The organism is Pseudomonas sp. 67(2021), from assembly GCF_017491835.1.
GTDB classification, from domain to species: domain Bacteria; phylum Pseudomonadota; class Gammaproteobacteria; order Pseudomonadales; family Pseudomonadaceae; genus Aquipseudomonas; species Aquipseudomonas atacamensis.
On the sequence record NZ_JAFGYL010000030.1, the window covers coordinates 1 to 19,380 of the forward strand.

Below are 19,380 nucleotides of genomic sequence, written 5' to 3' on the forward strand. Positions count from 1 at the left end.
ACGTTGAGCAGCCAGTGGCGCAGCGCATGCCGCATTACCTGCAAGTGCAGAAAGCGCCGCAGTGGGCAGTGTTGAGTGATCGCAGCGACGCTTCTACACAAATGGTCAGCGAGCCTGAGCTAGCCTCGGCGCCAACCACCGAACGTCTGGTTTTTTGAAATATCTTCAGGAGTACAACATGTCCAAATCGGCGACAGGATTTCTCATCCTCGCTTTACTGAGTGGCGTTACCCACCTGGCGCTGTTCGAGGAGACGGAAGTCACCTTGCCTCTGGTTGGCTGTGGCGTGTTTGCGGTGCTGTTTGTGCTGGCGCTGATTGCAGGGCGCAAAATCAAGTTCGATCCGGTTCTGCGTTAAGCCGAACCAGTTCCAATAACGAAGAGACCGCGATAGCAAGGTCCACAGAGTTGTCGATCTGATGAATGGGGCTGTCGCTGGATCTTCGGTCTTTGAACAACGCATTGCGAGCCAGCCTCGCATCAATTTGCTCAGGGGTCTCCCGACCACGGCTGAGCAAGCGCTTGCGCAGGACCTCATCGTTGACTGTCAGCAGAATCGGCACCAGCGTTGGATACTTTTCCATTGCTTGACGCAGGTTCGCTCTCGACCCGTTGACCAGTACGTGCCGGCCCGCTTGCAACCATTCATCCATTTTCCTTGGAATGCCGTAGGAGAGGCCGTTGGCTTGCCAGGCCAAGGAGAAAGCGCCGGCGTGCTGTCGCCGCTCGAACTCTTCAAGCGTCACGCCAATTGCATCTTCGCCGACGGACTCCGCCGAGCGGGTAATCACCCGACGCATTACTTCACAGTTCAACGCCCGCAGTGGCTCACGCGATGCATCGATCAGGCTGTCCTTGCCCGAACCGGACGGCCCCATCAGGTAAAAAAGCTTGCCATCCATCCTGTAAACGCCCTCCGACGGGTCCTGCCTCTAGTAAATCGGCAAATTGCCACTATCCTGTACACATAGGGATCAAGAATAGCGAGCCGCATAGCATGCACGTTCTGAGGTCTTCGGACATCAACAGATGTGTATGCGAAAACGGGCAGCGATACGGAAGGATTGGAAAGTTTTCCAACCAGTCCGCATTTCTGACAACTGGTGCTGGCATTACGCCTTTACCCGGCTCAATATTTGTCACAGAATTGACGCCAATGATCTGGCAATTTTGAGGCATGATGCCGGCCTCTTAACAATTCAGGTTGAACCAATTGGTCCGGATGCTTGTCCTACCACACATCCTGCGGCCAATCCCGAGAACCGCTCCCCTGAACTAACCGGTTAAATATATGCGCCCATTGAAACAGGCAATTTATTCCAGCCGTACGGCTGACAAGTTTGTCGTACGTCTGCCAGACGGAATGCGTGAACGCATTGCCGAGGTGGCTCGCAATCATCATCGCAGCATGAACTCCGAGATCATTGCGCGCCTTGAGCAGAGTCTTATTCAGGAAGGCGCACTGGGCGAAGAGCTGAGCATGCGCCTGGACAGCCCGGAGCTGTCGCTGCACGAGCGCGAGCTGTTGCAACGCTTCCGTCAGCTGTCGCACCGTCAGCAGAACGCCCTGGTGTCGCTGATCGCACACGACGCAGAAATGGCCGCTGACGCGTCCTGAGTTATACCGAGCATATTGAAGCCAGCATGATTGCTGGCTTTTTTTTGCCCGCAATATGACAGATGGCCGCTTGGCAATTGAGTGTGGCGAGGGGATTTATCCCCGCTGGGCTGCATGACAGCCCCAAAAACAATGGGACTGCTGCGCAGTCCAGCGGGGATAAATCCCCTCGCCACGGTTACTTGTACTTGCGCTCATATCTGTTTGGCAGGCACAAAAAAGCCCGTCGATTTGACGGGCTTTTCATTGCACAAGGTCAGAGCAGGAAGATTGTCGCCAACCCGAGGAAGATGAAGAAGCCACCGCTGTCGGTCATCGCCGTGATCATCACACTGGCGCCCATCGCCGGATCGCGCCCCATCTTCGCCAGCGTCATCGGGATCAACACGCCCATCAACGCCGCCAGCAACAGATTGAGCGTCATCGCTGCCGTCATCACCACGCCAAGCGACCAACTGCCGTAGAGCATGTACGCGACTACACCGATCACCCCGCCCCAGACCAGGCCGTTGATCAAACCGACCGCCAGCTCTTTGCGCATCAAGCGCGAGGTGTTGCCGGTGCTGACCTGATCCAGCGCCATGGCGCGCACGATCATCGTGATGGTCTGGTTACCGGAGTTGCCACCGATACCCGCCACGATCGGCATCAGCGCCGCCAGTGCCACCAGCTTCTCGATCGAACCTTCGAACAGACCGATCACCCGCGATGCGACAAATGCAGTGATCAGGTTCACCGCCAGCCACGCCCAACGGTTACGCAGGGATTTCCATACCGAGGCGAAGATATCTTCCTCTTCGCGCAGACCGGCCATGTTGAGGACTTCGCTTTCGCTTTCCTCACGGATCAGGTCGACCATTTCATCGATGGTCAGACGGCCGATCAGTTTGCCGTTCTTGTCGACCACCGGCGCCGAGATCAAGTCGTAACGCTCGAATGCCTGAGCGGCGTCGTAGGCGTCTTCGTCCGGGTGGAAACTCACCGGATCGCTGGCCATCACTTCGGCCACCTGCTTCTCCGGATCGTTGACCAGCAGACGCTTGATCGGCAGCACGCCCTTGAGCACGCCGTCGTAATCGACCACGAACAGTTTGTCGGTGTGACCGGGAAGCTCTTTGAGGCGACGCAGGTAACGCAGAACCACTTCAAGGCTGACGTCCTCACGGATCGTCACCATCTCGAAGTCCATCAACGCACCGACCTGATCCTCGTCATAGGAGAGGGCCGAGCGCACGCGTTCGCGCTGCTGGTTATCCAGACTCTCCATCAGCTCATGGACAACGTCGCGCGGCAGCTCGGAGGCCAGGTCAGCGAGTTCGTCGGCGTCCATGTCCTTGGCCGCAGCCAGGAGCTCGTGATCGTCCATGTCGGCGATCAGCGTCTCACGGACGGAATCGGATACTTCAAGAAGAATGTCGCCGTCGCGGTCGGCCTTGACCAGTTGCCAGAGCGTCAGACGATCGTCCAGCGGCAAGGCTTCGAGAATGTAGGCGACGTCGGCGGAGTGCAGGTCATCGAGCTTGCGTTGCAGCTCGACGAGGTTTTGCCGGTGAACCAGGTTTTCCACGCGGTCGTGATGCGGACCTTCCTGGCGATGAGTCAGGTCTTCAACGACACGTTGGCGCTGCAGCAACTCGACGACCTGAGCCAGGCGGTCCTGCAGGCTTTCCTGTGTTTTCTTTACTTCGATTTCGGACATAGGCGAACTCCACTCCCAGCAGCGGGGCACGCCGGAAGGATCAATCAGTCAATTCATGATTGGTGAAACGGTTTACTGAACAACTACTGGGTAAGTCCATGGAGGTTTTCCATAAGCCCCGGCGGGGCTGACGGGCGCAATGATACACGCCTGACGGTTTAAAACGTTGAAAAAATCACGGCTGAAACAAGCGCTTGCGAAACAAACCTGAGCACCTGCCTGACCCGTGCAAATGCGACGACTCATCTTGAAAAGAAAACACACCGGCAATGCAAAAAGCAGCGACTACCCTTGAGCATAGATCGTCAAGGAGGACATCGAATGCCAGCAAAACCAGCGCTTCTTCTACTGACCGCCCTGCTCCACTTCACGCCTGCCAACGCCACCACACTTCATCGTTGCCAGGCCGCTGACGGCAGCGTCACGTTTACGTCGATGAGCTGCGCAACTGGCGAGCAACTCTCAATTCAGGAGGTCCACCCGTATTCACCCGGCTGGGTCGCAATCATGCCGGAGTTCAATCACGAAGCAGTCACCGGCATGAAAGACAGCGGGCGCGAACCAGGCATCGTCGGCGGCACCGAACACAAATGTGGAAACCTGATCGATAACAGGCAGCGGCGCGAAGCGATCATCAATCGGCGAGTGATTGCTGGCATGAGCCAGCGGGACGTCGAAAGCGCACTGGGCAAGCCCGACAAGATCAACACGCGCACGTCGACAACGAGCTATCGTTACGACCTCAAGCGAGGCCGCAGTGCTCAAATTGATTTTGATGAAAGAGGCTGCGTGAAGGGAAAAGCCAAATCCCGGACAGCAAAAAGCCCGCGTTAAACGCGGGCTTCTTGGTATATGGTGCACTCGACAGGATTCGAACCTGTGACCGCTCGGTTCGTAGCCGAGTACTCTATCCAGCTGAGCTACGAGTGCATTTTGTGTTTTTAAACCAGACCACAACTGGCTGAAGCCGAGTTACTCACCTTACAGCAAATAACTCTTAAATGGTGCACTCGACAGGATTCGAACCTGTGACCGCTCGGTTCGTAGCCGAGTACTCTATCCAGCTGAGCTACGAGTGCATTTGTTGCCGCGCATTATAGGCCGTCTAATCTCTATGTCAAACACTTTTTCTAGTAATTTCAACAACTTACAGAAGAAGCCAGATTACGACGTACTAAGCAAATAATGGCGGAGAACGGGGGATTCGAACCCCCGACACCCTTTTGAGGTGTACTCCCTTAGCAGGGGAGCGCCTTCGGCCACTCGGCCAGCTCTCCGCAACACGGGGCGTATATTAACCAGCTTCTTCCCCGTTTGCAAACATAAAAATCGATAAAAATTAATGGCTTGGTTCTTCGTCCTTCTCTTTCTTTATACGCAGGTAAATTTCCTCACGGTGCACCGCAACCTCTTTCGGAGCGTTGACGCCGATACGCACCTGGTTTCCTTTGACGCCGAGCACGGTCACGGTGATTTCGCCGTCACCGATAATCAGGCTTTCCGCGCACCGACGAGTCAGAATCAGCATACCTTTCTCCTTACGCCATTCATTTCAGGGACAACAGTCTGCAAAAAAAAGACACCCGACCTACAACCGCAGCGATCGTAGCCCTACATGCCTGAGTATTGACCAGCGCGAGCAAAAGAACAGTTCCGGGGCTCGCGCCATTCAAAAATAAAGGGCGCGGTCAGACCGCGCCCTTCACAGAAGCGGATTACTCGCCCTGACGGGCCGGAGCATCCAGTTCGAAAGCCGTGTGCAGCGCGCGCACGGCCAGTTCCAGGTACTTCTCTTCGATCACTACGGACACCTTGATTTCCGAGGTCGAGATCATCTGGATGTTGATGCTTTCTTTCGCCAGGGATTCGAACATGCGACTGGCCACGCCTGCGTGGGAACGCATGCCGACGCCGACGATCGAGACCTTGGCGATCTTGGTGTCGCCAACGACTTCACGGGCACCGATCTCGCGAGCGGTGTTTTCCAGCACGGTCTGTGCGGCCTGGTAGTCGTTGCGGTGCACGGTGAAGGTGAAGTCGGTAGTGTTATCGTGCGCGACGTTCTGCACGATCATGTCGACTTCGATGTTCGCGGCACTGATCGGGCCGAGAATCTTGAACGCCACGCCCGGGGTGTCTGGCACGCCACGGATGGTCAGCTTGGCTTCATCGCGGTTGAAAGCGATGCCGGAAATGATCGGCTGTTCCATGGTTTCCTCTTCATCAATAGTAATGAGGGTGCCCGGACCCTCCTTGAAGCTGTGCAGTACGCGCAGCGGAACGTTGTACTTGCCGGCGAATTCCACCGCACGGATCTGCAGCACCTTGGAACCGAGGCTGGCCATTTCCAGCATCTCTTCGAAGGTGATCTTGTCCAGACGCTGAGCGACCGGCACCACACGCGGATCGGTGGTGTAGACACCGTCAACGTCGGTGTAGATCTGGCATTCATCCGCCTTCAAGGCCGCCGCCAGTGCCACGCCGGTGGTATCGGAACCGCCGCGACCGAGGGTGGTGATGTTGCCGTGCTCGTCGACGCCCTGGAAACCGGCGACAACCACCACACGGCCAGCCTTCAGATCACCGCGAATCTTCTGGTCATCAATCTGCAAGATACGCGCTTTATTGTGCGCACTGTCAGTCAGGATCCGCACCTGATTGCCGGTGTACGACACCGCCGGCACACCGCGCTTGATCAGCGCCATGGCCAACAGGGCAATCGTCACCTGCTCACCGGTGGATACGATCACGTCCAGCTCGCGCGGAACCGGTTGTGCCTCGCCACTGATTTGCTTGGCCAGATCGATCAGACGGTTGGTTTCGCCGCTCATTGCAGACAGCACAACCACCAGGTCATCGCCGGCATCGCGGAATTTCTTAACCTTGTCGGCGACCTGCTCGATTCTCTCGACAGTGCCGACCGAGGTGCCTCCAAATTTCTGTACGATCAAAGCCATTTCAAAGCCGCCTCTGCCCATGAAGGGCGCCCAATAATCTTTCGAACAGTCGCCGGGCCCGCCACTAGACTGCGGGCCCGGCGAGCCGTCTTATAAAGCCTGCTCGACGAATGGAACGGTCAGCGCCAGCGCGCCATCCAGCGCAGCGGCATCGACACCGCCGCCCTGCGCCATGTCCGGACGACCACCGCCCTTCCCGCCCACTGCCGCAGCAGCCTGTTTCATCAAATCACCGGCTTTGAGTTGGCCAGTCAGGTCCTTGGTTACGCCTGCAACCAGTACGACCTTTTCCTCATGGACACCGCCGAGCAGGATCACTGCGCGGCCGAGTTTGTTTTTCAGCTGATCGACCAGCGCCAGCAGCGCCTTGCCATCCTGACCGTCCAGACGGGCGGCCAGCACCTTCACATCCTTGACGTCCACCGCCGAGGCCGACAGATCGTCGCCCGCAGCGCTGGCTGCCTTGGCCTGCAACTGCTCGAGTTGTTTCTCCAGCAGACGGTTGCGCTCCAGTACCGCCGAGAGCTTGTCGATCAGGTTGTCGCGGCTGCCCTTGACCAGGCTGGCCGCTTCCTTGAGTTGTTCTTCCGCCGCGTTCAAGTAGGCCAGCGCCGCAGCACCGGTGACTGCCTCGATACGACGCACGCCCGATGCCACACCGCCTTCGCTGATGATTTTCAGCAGGCCGATGTCGCCGGTACGGTTGGCGTGGATACCGCCGCACAGTTCGACCGAGAAGTCGCCCATGCTCAGCACGCGCACGCTGTCGCCGTACTTCTCGCCGAACAGCGCCATGGCGCCTTTGTTCTTCGCGGTTTCGATGTCGGTTTCTTCGGTTTCAACGGCGGAGTTCTTGCGAATCTCGGCGTTGACGATATCTTCCAGCTGCTTGATCTGTTCTGGCTTGATCGCTTCGAAGTGGCTGAAGTCGAAACGCAGACGCTGACTGTCGACCAACGAACCTTTCTGCTGCACATGCTCGCCCAGCACCTGACGCAGCGCGGCGTGCAGCAAGTGAGTAGCCGAGTGGTTCAGCGCGGTGGCGTGACGTACTTCGGCGTCGACGTGGGTTTCCACCGGTGCGCCGATGGTCAGACTGCCCGAGGCCAGCACACCGTGGTGCAGGAATGCGCCGCCGGTCTTGGTGGTGTCGCGCACGTCGAAGCGGCTGCTGCCGGCCTGAATGAAACCGCAGTCGCCGATCTGGCCACCGGATTCGGCGTAGAACGGCGTCTGGTTGAGCACGATCACGCCTTCCTGACCTTCGCTCAGCACGTCGACCGACTGGCCATCCTTATAGATGGCAACGATTTTCGCCGAGCCGCTGGTGGCGGCGTAACCGGTGAACTCGGTGGCCACGTCGACCTTGACCAGGGTGTTGTAGTCCAGACCGAACGAGCTGGCCGAACGCGCGCGAACACGCTGCGCTTCCATCTCGCGCTCGAAGCCGGCTTCGTCGACGGTCAGGCCGCGTTCGCGGGCGATGTCGGCGGTCAGGTCCATCGGGAAACCGTAGGTGTCGTAGAGTTTGAACACCACGTCGCCTGGCACCACGGTGCCTTTGAGCTCGGCCAGATCCTGCTCGAGGATTTTCAGGCCGTGCTCCAGGGTCTTGGAGAACTGCTCTTCTTCAGCCTTGAGCACGCGCTCGATGTTGCTTTGCTGCTTCTGCAGTTCCGGGAAGGCTTCGCCCATCTCGGCAACCAGCGCCGCGACGATCTTGTAGAAGAAGCTGCCGGTGGCGCCGAGCTTGTTGCCGTGACGGCAGGCGCGACGGATGATCCGGCGCAGCACGTAACCGCGACCTTCGTTGGACGGCAGCACGCCATCGGCAATCAGGAAACCGCAGGAACGGATGTGGTCGGAGACGACTTTGAGCGACGACTGATCGCCGTTTTCGCAGCCGATCGCTTCAGCCGAAGCCTTGAGCAGGTTCTTGAACAGGTCGATGTCGTAGTTGGAGTTGACGTGCTGCATCACCGCACTGATCCGCTCCAGGCCCATGCCGGTGTCCACCGACGGCGCAGGCAACGGATGCAACACGCCATCGGCGGTGCGGTTGAACTGCATGAACACGTTGTTCCAGATTTCGATGTAGCGGTCGCCATCTTCTTCCGGCGAGCCCGGTGGGCCGCCCCAGATGTGCTCGCCGTGATCGTAGAAAATCTCGGTGCACGGGCCGCACGGGCCGGTATCGCCCATGGTCCAGAAGTTGTCGGAAGCGTACGGCGCGCCCTTGTTGTCGCCGATGCGGATCATGCGCTCGGCGGGCACACCGATTTTCTGTGTCCAGATGTCATACGCTTCGTCGTCGGTGGCGTAGACAGTGACCCAGAGCTTTTCCTTCGGCAGCTTGAGCACGCCAGTCAGGAAGGTCCAGGCAAAGGTGATCGCGTCGTGCTTGAAGTAGTCGCCGAAGCTGAAGTTACCGAGCATTTCGAAGAACGTGTGGTGACGCGCGGTATAACCGACGTTTTCCAGGTCACTGTTCTTGCCGCCGGCGCGCACGCATTTCTGGCTGCTGGTGGCACGGGTGTACGCACGTTTTTCCTGGCCCAGGAAGCAGTCCTTGAACTGGTTCATCCCCGCGTTGGTGAACAGCAGGGTTGGGTCGTTGCCCGGAATCAAAGAGCTGGAGGCTACACGGGTGTGGCCTTGCTCTTCGAAGAAGCGAAGGAAGGCTTCACGGATTTCTGCGCTTTTCATTAGGTTCTTCCACGGAGGCTGCGGCCAAAGGCCTGTTCGAAACGTCGTGAGACGAAGCGACGGCAAAGGGCCGCATTATATCGGCCCTGCGCGCGGGGTACAGCGTGTTTATACGATAGAAACGGTCAATTGGACGGCTGACGCTGTCACTTGCGTGAAAACTCGACGAATGTCGCGATCACTTGTTCGATTTGCGCGCGGCTGACGTCCATGTGCGTGACCATGCGCAAGCGCGCAGCGGCGCTGAGCCTGATCCCGCGTTCGCCGGCAAAGTCCTTGAGTGCTGCGGCCTTGTCACCCATCTGCACATAAACCATATTGGTTTGCACGGGCTCGACGACGAAACCGGCCTCACGCAGACCCTCGGCGAGCAACTGCGCGTTGGCATGGTCATCCGCCAGCCGTTCGACGTGATGATCCAGCGCGTACAAGCCAGCCGCCGCGAGCAACCCGGCCTGACGCATGCCGCCACCGACCATTTTTCGCAAACGCCGCGCCTTGCCGATCAGTTGCTCGGAGCCGCACAGCACCGAGCCGACCGGCGCGCCGAGGCCTTTGGACAGGCACACCGACACCGAATCGAAATGCTGGGTGATCTCGCGGGCATCGACGCCGAGCTTGACCGCCGCGTTGTACAACCGCGCGCCGTCCAGGTGCAATTCCAGGCCGTGTTCCTGCGTAAAGCGTCGCGCGCGCGCCAGATACTCCAGCGGCAAGACTTTGCCCTGCATGGTGTTTTCCAGCGCCAGCAAACGCGTGCGGGCGAAATGGAAATCGTCCGGTTTGATCGCGGCGGCGACCTGATCCAGATCCAGCGAACCGTCGCTCTGCAGCTCCAGCGGCTGCGGCTGAATCGAACCGAGCACCGCCGCCCCGCCACCTTCGTACTTATAGGTGTGCGCCTGCTGACCGACAATGTATTCGTCGCCACGCTCGCAGTGCGCCATCAGGCCGAGCAGGTTGCTCATGGTTCCGGTCGGCACGAACAGCGCAGCAGCAAAGCCCAGGCGTTGGGCCAGTTCGGCCTCGAGGTGATTGACCGTCGGATCTTCGCCGTACACATCGTCACCGGTATCGGCTGCGGTCATCGCCTCGAGCATGGCGGGAGTCGGTTGGGTGACGGTGTCGCTGCGAAGATCGATAACGCTCATGAACCTGGCCTCTGGTCAGATGGGGAAATCCCTTTGTGAAGTGGGATTACTGCGGTCATCGCGCAGATTAATCAACCCTTCACCGAGTAAAAATCCCATTCTTCCTCGAGAAGACAAAGCCCATGTGGGAGCGAGCCTGCTCGCGAAAGAGCAGTAACAGGCAGCATATTCGTTGAATGTGAAGCCGCTTTCGCGAGCAAGCTCGCTCCCACAGGTTCTGTGCAGGACCGAAAAATATGTGTTACAAACTGCGCGCTGCCCGAGATTGGGCGGCACAAACGTTCTCAGGGCGGGGTGCAATTCCCCACCGGCGGTAATTGCGCGCAATGCGCATAGCCCGCGAGCGCTTGGCGTTGCACTCGACTTGAGTCGGGTGCGTCGGCAAGGTCAGCAGACCCGGTGTGATCCCGGGGCCGACGGTCATAGTCCGGATGAAGAGAGAACGGGATCGGCGCCAAAGGGCCGTCCGCGTGCATCCGTGCCTGCGTTCGCACCCTTGCATCCCTTTCGATTCATAACGCCCTGTTTTTCACACAAACAGGAGTCAGAACATGCAACCCACCGCTATCGACAGCAAAAGCAAACACCCACAGGGCGAGCGCGTCGCGTTCATCCAGGCCTGCTGGCACAAGGAAATCGTCGACCAGAGCCGCAAAGGCTTCGTCGCTGAAATGCTGGTGCAGGGTTATCAGGAATCGGACATCGATTTCTTTGAAGTCGGCGGCGCCTTTGAAATGCCGCTGCACGCCAAGCTGCTGGCCAAGTCCGGCCGTTACGCCGGCATCGTCGCCGCCGCCCTGGTGGTGGACGGCGGCATTTACCGGCACGAGTTCGTTGCGCAATCGGTGGTCAGCGGCCTGATGCAGGTGCAGCTGGAAACCGAAGTGCCGGTGTTCTCGGTGTCGCTGACCCCGCATCACTTCCATTCGGGCGAAGAGCACCAGAAGTTCTTCTTCGAGCACTTTGTGCACAAGGGTCAGGAAGCAGCGCGGACTTGCGCCGATACGTTGCAGAAGATTCGCGCGTTGCGTCGAACCGAGCCGCGTGCTGTAGCGGTCTGACTGCACCAGGCCGGGTGGGGACTCAAGCCCCACCCGGATTCAAATGTGGGAGCGAGCCTGCTCGCGAATGCGGTGTGTCAGCCACCATCATTTTTGGCTGGCAGTCAGCATTCGCGAGCAGGCTCGCTCCCACAGGGATTTGCTCCAGCCGCCAGATTGCGTCAGGCGAGGTTTTCGTCGGTGCTCGGGACGATCAGGATGCCGGCGCGCAGGCCGTTCTTGACCTTGGGGTTGGGGAAGATGATCCGCGCGCCCTGCTCTTCGATCACCCAGCGGGTATTGGCCAGATCCTCGGCCAGCACATAACCCGGTTCCAGCTCGGAAAAGTTCTCGATGTCCGCTGGCAGATTCAGGCGGAACGCATCGCTGTGCTTGATGATTTCCCGCGCCACGCTGAACAGTTGCAAGCCGTCCAGCCCTTCTTCTGTCTCCGGCTCGGTGCCTTCGATGATCTGCTTCAGACGGGTTTCCAGCAGTGAAACGTTAACGCCGTCGTTCTGCCCGAACGGCCGCGCCTTGCCCAGTTCCAAGGTAAAAGCTTCAGCGTCGAGCTTGTCGTAGGTGTACGAACTGAAGACGATGGATGGTTTGTTCTGCAACAGCACTGCTTCCATGCCGGCGGCGCGCAGGCGCGCCAGTTCGCGACGGGAATGCTGGCGCCCTTCCTTCCACGGGTACAAGGCGAACTGTTCGATCTTCGACCCACGAATCGCCGTGTGCAGGTCGTAGTGCAGACGCTCGCGCTCGGGCTTGCTGAAGAAACTCGCCGCCAGCCGTTCCAGCTCACAGGCGCGCAACGCTTCCGAGCCGCTGCTTTGTTCGTGGCGGCCGTTGAACAGCCGATTGACATCCTGCTCGACGAAACGCTCGCCCTTGCGAATCGCTTCCGGGTTGCCGAACAGGAACAGAATGCGTGCGCGCGGCTTGAGATCGCCGCGTGCGATGTCGTGCAGCAGCCGATCAAGCAACTCGATCGGTGCCGTTTCGTTGCCATGGATGCCTGCCGACAGCAGCAGGTCCAGGCCATTGTCGCGCGCTTCCGGGGGCCGCACTTCCAGCGCCCCTTCGCTCAACCAGCGCATGCGCACGCCTTCGACAGTCAGTTGAGTCTTCTCCGCCGGTTCACGGCCGGCGAGGGTCAGTTCAAGCAGTTTGCCGAGGGCGAGCATAGAGCGGTTTCCTTAGTGGTCGTGGTTGCAATCCGGGCCGTGTACGTGATCCTCGTCAGCGCCGAGGTCAGCCGGTTCCATTTCCAGTTGCAGACTTACCAGATTAGTCGCCAATGGGCGCAGCAGCAGGTTGGCGTACTCGTCGTCACCTTCCTCGACGTCGACGCCGATCAGCAGCTGGCCACGGCCGTCCTGCTGGATCCACAGCTCTTTGCCTTGCCACATCACCGCGACGCGGGTGCACGAGGTTTGCAATTGCGTGCCGTCGGTGTCTTCAAGGATCAGCTGCAGGGAATCGCTCATGTTTTTACTCTCTTGGGTGACACGCCGCGCGCCGCGTTCAGGCAGCGCGCCGGCGATCAATTGATCTGGAAGGGATAAACCGCGCCCAGTTTAAGGATTTGCGTCAGTTCATCCAGTGCCGTCCGGCATTCAAGCAGCAACTGCGGGTCCGCCAGATCGGTTTCGCTCAGGCGGTCGCGGTAGTGCTTTTCAACCCATGCGGTCAACGAACCGTATAACGGGGCCGTCATGATAACGCCTGGGTTGACCGCCGCCAGTTCGGTTTCATTCAGCGCCACACGCAGACGCAGACACGCCGGGCCACCGCCGTTCTGCATGCTTTGCTTGAGATCGAAGACCTTCACTTCGCGGATCAGCCCGCCGGAACTGGTCAGGCTTTGCAGATAAGCCCAGACGCGTTCGTTGGCCTGGCATTCCTGCGGCACGATCAGCAGCATCGAGCCATCGGCACGCGAGAGCAACTGGCTGTTGAACAGGTAGGAACGCACCGCGTCATCCACAGTGACCGCCGAACGCGGCACGCAAACAGACTGGAAGTTACCGCCGACCTTGGCCAGTTTGCCTTGCAGCTCGGCAAGCATCTTGTCGGTCTCGAGGAACGCGTCCTCGTGATAGAACAGCACTTCACCATTGCCCACGGCGATCACGTCGTTGTGGAACACGCCCTGATCGATGACGTTGGGATTCTGCTGCGCGTAGACCACGCCTTCGTCACGCAGACCGTGCAGACGCGCGACGGCTTGCGAGGCTTCGAGGGTCTGGCGTGCAGGGTATTTCTGCGGCGCCGGGAAACGGTTGTCGAACGCACTGCGGCCGAACACGAAAAACTCGACGCCCGCCTCGCCGTACTCACGGCAGAAACGCGTGTGGTTGGCCGCGCCTTCGTCGCCGAACTGCGCCACTGCCGGCAAAGCGGCGTGATGGGCGAAGTGCTGTTGATTGGCGAACATCGCGCCGAGCACGCGGCTGGTGGTCGGGTGTTCGATGCTGCGGTGGTATTTGCAATTGAGGTTGGCGGCGGTGAAGTGCACGCGGCCGTCAGCGGTGTCGGCACTCGGGCTGACCGTGGCGGCGTTGGCCACCCACATGCTCGACGCCGAGCAACTGGCGACCAGCAGCGGCATCGCTTCCTTGGCGGCGCGCTCGATCACCTGCGCGTCAGTGCCACTGAAGCCCAGACGACGCAGCGCGGCCACGTCGGGACGCTCCTGCGGGGCCAGCACGCCTTGCTGAAAGCCCATGTCCATCAGCGCTTTCATCTTCGCCAGACCTTGCAGCGCCGCTTCCTTCGGATTCGAGGATTGCTGACTGTTGCTCTGCGAGGCGACGTTGCCGTAGGACAGACCACCGTAGTTATGGGTCGGCCCCACTAGACCGTCAAAATTGACTTCATAGGATTTCATCAGCGAGGCTCCACGAGAATCTGTTGTTATAGGCTTCAGTAACTATTCTTTAAGACCGAGGTGCGGCCTTCGCGAGCAGGCTCGCTCCCACACTGGAATGCATTTCCCTGTGGGAGCGAGCCTGCTCGCGAATGGGCGCTACGCCATTTTCACGCCGGGTGTCAGGGCAGCAGGCAGCACCAGGCTCGGGGTTTCCAGCGACGCCACCGGGTATGCGCAGTAATCCGCTGCGTAGTAGGCGCTGGCGCGGTGGTTGCCCGAGGCGCCGACACCGCCGAATGGCGCGCTGCTCGCGGCGCCGGTCAGCTGTTTGTTCCAGTTGACGATGCCGGCGCGGCTTTCCAGCCAGAACTGCTGGTAACGCGCTTCGGAATCGGAGAGCAAACCGGCGGCCAGTCCATAAGCGGTGTTGTTGGCTTCACTGATCGCCGCGCCGAAATCGGCATAGCGGATCACTTGCAGCAACGGCCCGAACAGTTCTTCGTCCGGACGCTCGGCCACGGCCGTCACATCGACGATGCCCGGGGTCAGCAAGGCCGACTGCGCTTGTGGCTGAGTCATTTCCAGCAGCGCCACCGCGCCGTTGGCCAGCAGTTGTTCCTGCGCATCCATCAGCGCTTTGGCCGCGCCGAGGGAAATCACCGAGCCCATGAACGGTGCCGGTTGCTGATCGAAGGCACCGACTTCAATGGTCGAACTGACTTCAACCAGTCGCTTGAGCAGGCTGTCGCCCCACGCACCTTGCGGCACCAGCAGACGCCGGGCGCAGGTGCAGCGCTGGCCGGCGGAAATGAACGCCGACTGAATGATGGTGTACACCGCCGCGTCCAGATCAGCGACCTGATCGACCACCAGCGGGTTGTTGCCGCCCATCTCCAGAGCAAGGATCTTGTCCGGACGCCCGGCGAATTGCTGATGCAGGTGATTGCCGGTGCGGCTCGAACCGGTGAAGAACAGGCCGTCGATACCCGGGTTCGCCGCCAGAGCGATACCGGTTTCCCGCGCGCCTTGCAGCAGGTTCAACACGCCTGCCGGAAGACCGGCTTCGATCCAGCACTTGACCGTCAGCTCGGCGACTTTCGGCGTCAGTTCGCTGGGTTTGAACAGCACGCTGTTACCGGCCAGCAGCGCCGGGACGATATGACCGTTAGGCAGGTGACCCGGGAAGTTGTAAGGACCAAACACCGCAACCACGCCGTGGGGCTTGTGGCGCAACACGGCGGTGGCGTCGCCCAATGGGCCGCTCTTCTCGCCGGTGCGCTCGCGGTAGCTCTGCACCGAAATGGCGATCTTGTTGACCATGCTGGTGACTTCGGTCGCAGCTTCCCATAGCGGTTTGCCGGTTTCTTCGCCGATGGTGCGAGCCAGTTCGTCAGCGTGGTTTTTCAACGCAGCGGCGAAAGCTTCGAGGACGCTGATGCGCTCCTCGAGGGTGCGACGAGCCCAATGAGGAAATGCCTGGCGAGCAGCCTGAACCGCCGATTCGACCTGCGCGGCAGTGGCGCCCTCGCCCGCCCACAGCACTTGCTGGGTCACCGGGTTCAAAGATTGAAAGGCTTCGCCCTGACCGGCCAGCCACTCACCTGCGATGTATAGCGAATTCATTATTTCGACTCCCGTGCAGCGGACAGCGCCACGGCGCGAACCTGATCGCCGGCGCTGAGTTGAAGACGTTTCGCGGTCTGCGGATCGACCACCAGGGTGCCCGCAGCCAGACGCGCTGGGGCAGCCGTGATGCGGCAATCTTCGCGTTTGCGGTTGTGGATGATGAACGGCGTGGCGTCATCGCCCGGCGTGCCGACGGCCAGCACCAGCGCTTCGCTGTCACGCACCGCGCGGATCTTGCTGGTTTCGCATTCGATGGCCGGGCCGGCGTCGAAGATGTCGACGTAACCCTGGTAGCTGAAGCCTTCGCTCTTGAGCATCGCCAGTGCCGGCTCGGTGTCCGGGTGCACCTGGCCGATGACGTTGCGCGCGTCCGGCGAGAGGAAGCAGGTGTACAGCGGGAATTTCGGCATCAGTTCGGCGATGAATGCCTTGTTGCCGACGCCGGTCAGGTAATCGGCCTGGCTGAATTCCATCTTGAAGAAGTGCCGACCGAGGCTTTCCCAGAACGGCGAGCGCCCGGCGTCGTCGGACACACCGCGCATTTCGGCGATGATCTTGTTGCCGAACAGCTCCGGGAACTCAGCGATGAACAGCATGCGCGCCTTGGACAGCATCCGGCCGTTGAGGCCGTTGCGGTAATCGGCGTGCAGGAACAGCGAGCACAGCTCGGAATTGCCGGTCAGGTCGTTGGCCAGAAACAGCGTCGGGATTTCGCGGTAGATGTTCAGCTCTTGCGAAGCGCTGACCGTCAGACCGACGCGGAAGTTGTACCAGGGCTCACGCAGGCCTACCGCACCGGCGATGGCGGAAATCCCCACCACGCGGCCGTCATCGTCTTCGAGCACGAACAGATAGTCGGCATCGCCACGCCCGGCTTCGCCGCGAAAGGTCTTCTCGGCCCAGCCGACCCGGTGGGTCAGGCGCTCTTCGTTGGCCGGCAAGGTAGTCAGGCCGGTGCCGGTGCTGCGGGCCAGGTCGATCAGCGCGGATAAATCGCTGCTGCGTACGGGACGAACAATCATGCTATCTCCTCAAACGGGCCGCTCGCGCCACCCGTGAAACTCGCTAAGGCGTTAAACCGCCACCAGGCGCACGCTGGCACCTTCACCGACGCCCAGGGCTTCGGCTGCTTCCATATCCAGCGTCACCGGTTTGCCCGGCGCGTAATCCAGCTCCAGCAACACCGCGCGGTAATCCTGCAACTGTGCGTTGGCCACCAGGTACTGACGCCCGGCGCCTTTGACCGGCTCGCCGATTTTCACCGGCACCACGCGGCTCTGGGCGATCGAACGGATCCCGGAAACCCGCGCATGCAGGGTCGGGCCGCCGTCGAAGATGTCGATGTAGTGATCAGTCTCGAAGCCTTCGCGCATCAGGATGTCGAAGGTGATCTGCGCCCGTGGGTGCACCTGGCCCATCGCCTCTTGGGCGGAATCCGGCAGCAGCGGCACGTAGATCGGGTAATGCGGCATCAGCTCGGCGAGGAAGGTGCGGCTTTTCAGCCCGCACAGGCGCTCGGCCTCGGCGTAGTTGAGGTCGAAGAAGTTACGCCCGATCGCATCCCAGAACGGCGAATCGCCATTCTCGTCGCTGTAACCGACGATCTCGGTCACCACCGAATCGGCAAAACGCTCCGGGTGGCTGGCGACGAACAGCAGACGGCCACGGGAATTGAGCTCGGCCCACGGCGATCCGACCAGCTCGCGCTGCACGTAGAAACTGGTCAGCAGGCTGTTGCCGGTCAGGTCGTGGCACTGCGAGAGCACGTGGATCTTGTTGTGGATCTTCAGCTCGCGGGAGGCGTGGACGAAGGTCTCGTTACGGAAGCTGTAGAACGGCTCCGAGTAACCGGCGGAAGCAACGATGGCCGAGCAACCGACCAGTTTGCCGGTGCTCGAGTCTTCGAGGACGAAGAAGTAGCTCTCTTCACCGTTGAAGCTCACTTCGGCGGCGAACGATGCTTCGCTCGCGGCGATCTTGTCGCTCAGACGTTCCACGTCATCCGGCAAGGAAGTGACACCAATCGGGCTGTCCGCAGCCAGACGCTGTACCTCGCCCAGATCAGCCATTTGCGCGGGGCGCATCACCAGCATGGTGTCACTCCTTTCTCTTCAATATTCACAGAAAAAACCGGGCCCACATAAAGATCGATGCAGGATTGGGACTTGTGGCGAGGGGATTTATCCCCGCTGGGGGGCGAAGCACCCCCAAAAATCTAGGGCCGCTGCGCAGCCCATCGGGAATAAATCCCCTCACCACAGGTTCAATCCAACAGGTGAATGTGCCCGGTATCAAAAATTGGTTCGGCGCCGGAAAAACTCCAGGCGCCGAAAGGTCCATCAGGCTTGCGTCAACTTCGCTGCGGCACGTTCGAAGCGGTCGAGACCGGCGTCGATATCGGCGTCTTCCACCACCAGACTCGGGGCGAAACGGATCACGTCCGGACCAGCCTGGAGAATCATCAGGCCTTCCTGTTCGGCGGCGTTGAAGATGTCCTTGGCCTTGCCTTTCCAGGCGTCGCTCAGCACGCAACCGATCAGCAGACCGAGACCGCGCACCTGAGTGAACAGGCCGTATTTCTCGCCGATCTGTTGCAGGCGGGTCTTGAACTTGTCGTGCTTGGCGTTCACGCCATTCAACACTTCAGGGGTGTTGACCACGTCGATCACCGCTTCGGCAACGGCGCAGGCCAGCGGGTTGCCGCCGTAAGTGGTGCCGTGGGTGCCGACAACCAGATGTTTGGCCAGCGCTTCGGTGGTCATCATCGCCGCGATCGGGAAACCACCGCCCAGGCTCTTGGCGCTGGTAAGGATGTCAGGGGGCACGCCGTAATGCTGGTAGGCGAACAGCTTGCCGCTGCGGCCCATGCCGGTCTGCACTTCGTCGAACACCAGCAGCGCGTTGTTCGCGTCGCACAGTTCGCGGGCACCTTGCAGATAAGCCAGCTCGGCCGGCAGCACGCCGCCTTCGCCCTGGATCGGCTCGAGCACGACCGCGCAGGTCTTCTCGGACACCGCGGCTTTCAGCGCGGCCAAATCGTTGTAGGGAACGTGGGTGATGCCAGTGATTTTCGGGCCGAAGCCGTCGGAGTACTTCGACTGGCCACCGACGTTGACGGTGAACAGGGTACGGCCGTGGAAGCTGTTCAGCGCGGCGATGATTTCGTATTTCTCGGTGCCGAAACGGTCGAATGCGACGCGACGGGCCAGCTTGAACGCGGCCTCGTTGGCTTCGGCGCCGGAGTTGCAGAAGAACACGCGCTCGGCAAACGTGGCGTCGATCAGCTTGTGCGCCAGACGCAGGGCCGGTTCGTTGGTGAACACGTTGGACACGTGCCACAGCTTGTTCGCCTGTTCGGTCAAGGCACCGACCAGCGCCGGATGCGCGTGGCCCAAGACGTTGACGGCAATCCCGCCAGCGAAGTCGATCAGCTCGCGGCCGGCCTGATCCCAGACCCGGGAACCGGCGCCACGCACCGGAATGAAAGCGGCAGGCGCGTAGTTGGGAACCATTACCTGGTCGAAATCGGCGCGTTGTACCGCAGCGTGCTCAACGGACATCGGAGTCTCCTGAAGAGGAACACCCGCCTGGAACTGGCGAGCGATGAGGGGATTGTAAGGACAGTTGGGTGCCCGGCCTTGTCGCCAAGCGACAACTTCTTATAGCGCAAACCCCGGATTTTCCCGGGTTTACGGCAATGCGACA

At 60.2% G+C, this 19,380-nt stretch carries 17 protein-coding genes, 3 tRNA genes and 1 riboswitch; of the genes, 4 read left to right on the forward strand and 16 right to left on the reverse strand.

The window, feature by feature from the left end:
• The first annotated feature begins 178 nt into the window (after window positions 1–178).
• Entirely contained in the window at window positions 179–358 is a 180-nt protein-coding gene (locus J5M66_RS24730) for a PA3371 family protein (protein ID WP_016773599.1), read from the forward strand.
• Here J5M66_RS24730 and phnN read toward each other — a convergent pair.
• Complete coding sequence (phnN, locus tag J5M66_RS24735) at window positions 333–902, reverse strand: phosphonate metabolism protein/1,5-bisphosphokinase (PRPP-forming) PhnN (RefSeq protein WP_207807943.1); 570 nt, start codon at window positions 900–902, stop codon at window positions 333–335. The genes J5M66_RS24730 and phnN overlap by 26 nt on opposite strands.
• 389 nt (window positions 903–1,291) lie before the next feature.
• On the opposite strand from phnN, the gene J5M66_RS24740 reads away from it, so the two are divergent.
• The gene (locus tag J5M66_RS24740) at window positions 1,292–1,618 is read left to right on the forward strand and encodes an Arc family DNA-binding protein (RefSeq protein WP_003178899.1); all 327 of its coding nucleotides are present in this window, start codon (window positions 1,292–1,294) and stop codon (window positions 1,616–1,618) included.
• Window positions 1,619–1,874: 256 nt separating this feature from the next.
• Here the strand turns inward: J5M66_RS24740 and mgtE are convergent, their stop codons facing one another.
• A complete protein-coding gene (gene mgtE / locus J5M66_RS24745) occupies window positions 1,875–3,317 on the reverse strand; it encodes a magnesium transporter (RefSeq protein ID WP_016773597.1) in 1,443 nt (480 codons plus the stop codon).
• A 321-nt stretch (window positions 3,318–3,638) separates the two neighbouring features.
• Here mgtE and J5M66_RS24750 point away from each other — a divergent pair, with 321 nt between their 5' ends.
• Window positions 3,639–4,151, forward strand: coding sequence for a hypothetical protein (locus J5M66_RS24750; protein ID WP_056788070.1), 513 nt, complete (start codon window positions 3,639–3,641; stop codon window positions 4,149–4,151).
• A gap of 19 nt (window positions 4,152–4,170) precedes the next feature.
• On the opposite strand, the gene J5M66_RS24755 is transcribed toward J5M66_RS24750, so the two are convergent.
• The 7 genes from J5M66_RS24755 to ltaE all read right to left on the reverse strand — a co-directional run bounded on the left by J5M66_RS24755 (window position 4,171) and on the right by ltaE (window position 10,131).
• Window positions 4,171–4,247, reverse strand: a tRNA-Arg gene (locus J5M66_RS24755).
• A gap of 72 nt (window positions 4,248–4,319) precedes the next feature.
• Window positions 4,320–4,396 (reverse strand) — tRNA-Arg (locus J5M66_RS24760).
• Window positions 4,397–4,503: 107 nt separating this feature from the next.
• Window positions 4,504–4,594, reverse strand: a tRNA-Ser gene (locus J5M66_RS24765).
• 62 nt (window positions 4,595–4,656) lie between these two features.
• Window positions 4,657–4,845 carry a carbon storage regulator CsrA gene (gene csrA / locus J5M66_RS24770; protein ID WP_002554426.1) on the reverse strand — a complete coding sequence of 63 codons (189 nt, stop codon included), beginning with the start codon at window positions 4,843–4,845 and terminating at the stop codon, window positions 4,657–4,659.
• Window positions 4,846–5,032: 187 nt separating this feature from the next.
• On the reverse strand, window positions 5,033–6,274 hold the full coding sequence (locus tag J5M66_RS24775) for an aspartate kinase (RefSeq protein ID WP_016773595.1): 1,242 nt from the start codon (window positions 6,272–6,274) through the stop codon (window positions 5,033–5,035).
• 90 nt (window positions 6,275–6,364) lie between these two features.
• Window positions 6,365–8,980 (reverse strand): alanine--tRNA ligase, encoded by a 2,616-nt coding sequence (gene alaS / locus J5M66_RS24780; RefSeq protein WP_122612069.1) that lies wholly within the window; start codon window positions 8,978–8,980, stop codon window positions 6,365–6,367.
• Window positions 8,981–9,126: 146 nt separating this feature from the next.
• On the reverse strand, window positions 9,127–10,131 hold the full coding sequence (gene ltaE, locus J5M66_RS24785; protein WP_207807942.1) for a low-specificity L-threonine aldolase: 1,005 nt from the start codon (window positions 10,129–10,131) through the stop codon (window positions 9,127–9,129).
• 276 nt (window positions 10,132–10,407) lie between these two features.
• A riboswitch (FMN riboswitch) is annotated at window positions 10,408–10,579 on the forward strand.
• Between the two features lie 103 nt (window positions 10,580–10,682).
• On the opposite strand from ltaE, the gene J5M66_RS24790 reads away from it, so the two are divergent.
• Window positions 10,683–11,192: a 6,7-dimethyl-8-ribityllumazine synthase gene (locus J5M66_RS24790; protein WP_016773593.1), complete on the forward strand. Its 510-nt coding sequence runs from the start codon at window positions 10,683–10,685 to the stop codon at window positions 11,190–11,192.
• A gap of 161 nt (window positions 11,193–11,353) precedes the next feature.
• Here the strand turns inward: J5M66_RS24790 and astE are convergent, their stop codons facing one another.
• From astE to J5M66_RS24825, 7 genes are all read right to left on the reverse strand, one after another.
• Window positions 11,354–12,361, reverse strand: a complete 1,008-nt coding sequence (astE, locus tag J5M66_RS24795; RefSeq protein WP_071173302.1) for a succinylglutamate desuccinylase — start codon at window positions 12,359–12,361, stop codon at window positions 11,354–11,356.
• Window positions 12,362–12,373: 12 nt separating this feature from the next.
• Entirely contained in the window at window positions 12,374–12,664 is a 291-nt protein-coding gene (locus tag J5M66_RS24800; RefSeq protein WP_122612066.1) for a topoisomerase II, read from the reverse strand.
• Between the two features lie 56 nt (window positions 12,665–12,720).
• Window positions 12,721–14,067, reverse strand: coding sequence for an N-succinylarginine dihydrolase (astB, locus tag J5M66_RS24805; protein ID WP_071173304.1), 1,347 nt, complete (start codon window positions 14,065–14,067; stop codon window positions 12,721–12,723).
• Between the two features lie 138 nt (window positions 14,068–14,205).
• Window positions 14,206–15,675, reverse strand: a complete 1,470-nt coding sequence (gene astD / locus J5M66_RS24810) for a succinylglutamate-semialdehyde dehydrogenase (RefSeq protein WP_207807969.1) — start codon at window positions 15,673–15,675, stop codon at window positions 14,206–14,208.
• Complete coding sequence (astA, locus tag J5M66_RS24815) at window positions 15,672–16,697, reverse strand: arginine N-succinyltransferase (protein WP_024014014.1); 1,026 nt, start codon at window positions 16,695–16,697, stop codon at window positions 15,672–15,674. Before astA ends, astD begins: the two co-directional genes overlap by 4 nt.
• Window positions 16,698–16,748: 51 nt before the next feature.
• Window positions 16,749–17,768 carry an arginine/ornithine succinyltransferase subunit alpha gene (aruF, locus tag J5M66_RS24820; protein ID WP_024014015.1) on the reverse strand — a complete coding sequence of 340 codons (1,020 nt, stop codon included), beginning with the start codon at window positions 17,766–17,768 and terminating at the stop codon, window positions 16,749–16,751.
• Between the two features lie 246 nt (window positions 17,769–18,014).
• A complete protein-coding gene (locus J5M66_RS24825) occupies window positions 18,015–19,235 on the reverse strand; it encodes an aspartate aminotransferase family protein (RefSeq protein ID WP_207807941.1) in 1,221 nt (406 codons plus the stop codon).
• Window positions 19,236–19,380: the final 145 nt, after the last annotated feature.

Excerpts from the sequence above, each read along its gene's own strand:
- ltaE (WP_207807942.1), bottom strand. The coding sequence starts at position 10,131 with ATGAGCGTTATCGATCTTCGCAGCGACACCGTCACCCAACCGACTCCC.
- alaS (WP_122612069.1), bottom strand. The coding sequence starts at position 8,980 with ATGAAAAGCGCAGAAATCCGTGAAGCCTTCCTTCGCTTCTTCGAAGAG.
- J5M66_RS24775 (WP_016773595.1), bottom strand. The coding sequence starts at position 6,274 with ATGGCTTTGATCGTACAGAAATTTGGAGGCACCTCGGTCGGCACTGTC.
- J5M66_RS24750 (WP_056788070.1), top strand. The coding sequence starts at position 3,639 with ATGCCAGCAAAACCAGCGCTTCTTCTACTGACCGCCCTGCTCCACTTC.
- astE (WP_071173302.1), bottom strand. The coding sequence starts at position 12,361 with ATGCTCGCCCTCGGCAAACTGCTTGAACTGACCCTCGCCGGCCGTGAA.
- astB (WP_071173304.1), bottom strand. The coding sequence starts at position 14,067 with ATGAAATCCTATGAAGTCAATTTTGACGGTCTAGTGGGGCCGACCCAT.
- J5M66_RS24730 (WP_016773599.1), top strand. The coding sequence starts at position 179 with ATGTCCAAATCGGCGACAGGATTTCTCATCCTCGCTTTACTGAGTGGC.
- csrA (WP_002554426.1), bottom strand. The coding sequence starts at position 4,845 with ATGCTGATTCTGACTCGTCGGTGCGCGGAAAGCCTGATTATCGGTGAC.
- J5M66_RS24740 (WP_003178899.1), top strand. The coding sequence starts at position 1,292 with ATGCGCCCATTGAAACAGGCAATTTATTCCAGCCGTACGGCTGACAAG.
- J5M66_RS24800 (WP_122612066.1), bottom strand. The coding sequence starts at position 12,664 with ATGAGCGATTCCCTGCAGCTGATCCTTGAAGACACCGACGGCACGCAA.
- phnN (WP_207807943.1), bottom strand. The coding sequence starts at position 902 with ATGGATGGCAAGCTTTTTTACCTGATGGGGCCGTCCGGTTCGGGCAAG.
- J5M66_RS24790 (WP_016773593.1), top strand. The coding sequence starts at position 10,683 with ATGCAACCCACCGCTATCGACAGCAAAAGCAAACACCCACAGGGCGAG.
- mgtE (WP_016773597.1), bottom strand. The coding sequence starts at position 3,317 with ATGTCCGAAATCGAAGTAAAGAAAACACAGGAAAGCCTGCAGGACCGC.
- astA (WP_024014014.1), bottom strand. The coding sequence starts at position 16,697 with ATGATTGTTCGTCCCGTACGCAGCAGCGATTTATCCGCGCTGATCGAC.
- J5M66_RS24825 (WP_207807941.1), bottom strand. The coding sequence starts at position 19,235 with ATGTCCGTTGAGCACGCTGCGGTACAACGCGCCGATTTCGACCAGGTA.
- aruF (WP_024014015.1), bottom strand. The coding sequence starts at position 17,768 with ATGCTGGTGATGCGCCCCGCGCAAATGGCTGATCTGGGCGAGGTACAG.